Annotated in this window: 2 protein-coding genes and 1 pseudogene; 1 reads left to right on the top strand and 2 read right to left on the bottom strand. The window is 56.9% G+C overall.

The genetic code is table 11. The features are described from left to right. The coding region (locus tag ACXJ5O_RS24815) for a thermonuclease family protein (RefSeq protein WP_457302229.1) at nucleotides 1-822 on the top strand (822 nt) is incomplete at its 5' end. On the opposite strand, the gene ACXJ5O_RS24810 is transcribed toward ACXJ5O_RS24815, so the two are convergent. Together ACXJ5O_RS24810 and lysK are read right to left on the bottom strand one after the other, a co-directional pair. Then, on the bottom strand, nucleotides 823-1206 hold the full coding sequence (locus ACXJ5O_RS24810; protein WP_457302228.1) for a VOC family protein: 384 nt from the start codon (nucleotides 1204-1206) through the stop codon (nucleotides 823-825). Nucleotides 1207-1239: 33 nt separating this feature from the next. Further along, nucleotides 1240-2288 (bottom strand): annotated as a pseudogene (lysK, locus tag ACXJ5O_RS24805) (lysine--tRNA ligase); the annotation flags it as partial.

Here is a 2288-nt window from a genome sequence, read left to right as displayed (position 1 = left end):
CCCTTTAACGGGGGCATCGATACGCCTAGTCAAAGCCAAGGTGTCAATGTCACGCCAGAGAATTTCGAACTGCCCAATGAGATGACCAACGCCGCGCCGGAAGATACATCTGAAACTACACAGCCGCAGGGAAGGGTTACATCACCGCAAGCGCGCCAGGTCGATCCGGATGCGATGGCTCCCTCAGGTACTGACAATCCACCGCTCGAACGGGTGGAGCCTCGCCCACCCCTGAGTACAACGCTGGAAATGCTTCCCGCATTGCCGACAGCTCCTACGCCGGCGCCACCTCCGGCGCCTGTCGACAATACTGCCAAGCCTGTGCTCCTTTATCGCCCCGTCGCTACCGCAGCTGGCACAATTGAAGCAGGCGGTTACCGAATCGCGCTGGATGGGATCGAGGTAGTTCAACCGGAGGAAACCTGCATGATGGATGGCGGTAACGTATGGCCGTGTGGCATGGCTGCACGGACCGCGTTCCGCAATTGGCTACGCTCTCGCGCTGTCGAATGCAACGTGCCGGGACAACCGCCCGACGATATCATCGCCACACAATGCAGGCTCGGCAACGCGGATCTTGCCGAGTGGCTGGTGCAGAATGGTTGGGCGCGCGCGAAGGATGGAACGGTAATGGCGGATAGAATGAAGAAAGCCGAGGAAGCCAAGCTTGGTATCTTCGGTAGGCCGCCCGCAGCGCTGCCAGCCTCAGCCAACTTGCCCATACCGTCGGTCAGTGATGCGCCGGAACCTGCTGCCGAGCCGCTACCGTCTCCGCCGCCATTGGCTGTACCAAACGCCCCATTCCCACCGCGCCCGGAATAGCTATGCTTCGTGGCAAACAGCCTCGATGTTATGGCCGTCAAGGTCTCGCACAAACGCGCCGTAATAATTGGGATGGTAATGCGGACGCAATCCGGGTCGTCCGTTGTCACTACCGCCAGCCGCTATCGCAGCCGCGTGAAAAGYATTGACGATATCGCGGCTTTTGACACGAAAGGCGATGTGAAGCGGCGGTTTGTTAGGCTCGCCATTGGTTACCCAGAAGTCGGGCTTGCCACCCTCGCCAAAACCCGCCACATCCGCGCTTCCCGTTACCGAAGCTGGAACTTCGTGGAGCAACTCGTATCCAATTGGAGCGAGCGCTTCCCGATAGAATTTCTTGCTTCGCTCGAAGTCACTTACAACGACACCTGTGTGATCGATCATTCGTCCCTCCGAGAGAATTTGAGGCGCACTATCTCAAGTTAATTGTCCCATGAGCGCTCTCGCAATCAATGCGCGCGTCTCGGCGATTCCGTAGAGTGCCACGAACGATCCGAAGCGCGGTCCGCGTTCTTGGCCAATAAGAACCTCATAGAGCATCTGAAAGAACGATACGGACACGCCCGGGCCCCCCTCCGGGCTTTTTTTCGCATGGTCCTGATAGCGTTCGATGCCGCGGGCCACGTCCAACATGGCGTTTTGAATCATGCCACCGTCGGCATCGTCAGGCAGGGCTGCGAGCGTTTTGTCCATCCCCTCGAGTGCCAGACGTTCCACTTCGTCGGGTGCCCGGAATTTCTTTGTCGGCTTTACGAAATCATTGAAATAACGGATAGCGTAGCCGACGAGTGCATCAAGTTCCGGACTGTTCTGCGGGGTCACACCGGGTGCGTAGCGGGAAATGAAACCCCAGAGAACGCTACGGTTTTCAGCGTTGGAAGCGCTGACGAGATTCAACAGAAGCGCGAACGGTACTGGCATCTCCACAATCGGCGGATTACCATTGTGCAGGTGCCAGACAGGATTGTTCAGCCGGTCTTTCCAGGATTGGCGCTCGTAGGCGGCGAGATAGGTGAAATATTCATCCACTGCCTTGGGAATGACATCGAAATATAGACGCTTGGCCGTTCTCGGCTTCTGGAACATGTAAAGGCCGAGACTTTCCGTGGGCGCATAGGTCAGCCATTCGTCGATACTGATGCCATTCCCCTTCGACTTGGATATCTTCTGGCCAACATCATCGAGAAACAGCTCATAGACGAAATGCTCGGGCGCCCGACCTCCCAAAATCTCGCAAATGCGGTCGTACACGATTGCATTTGTCTGATGATCCTTGCCGAACATCTCGAAATCTACACTGAGAGCCGCCCAACGCATGCCGAAGTCAGGCTTCCATTGCAGTTTGACATTACCACCCGTCACGGGAACGGTAGTCTCGGTGCCGTTTTCGTCGTCAAAAGTAATCGTGCCGTTCTTGGGGTCGACATTCTTCATCGGCACGTAGAGAACCCTGCCGCTCGTGGGAG

The sequence above is a fragment of the Phyllobacterium sp. P5_D12 genome, from assembly GCF_054049495.1.
This window is presented reverse-complemented; position numbering and strand designations above follow the sequence as displayed.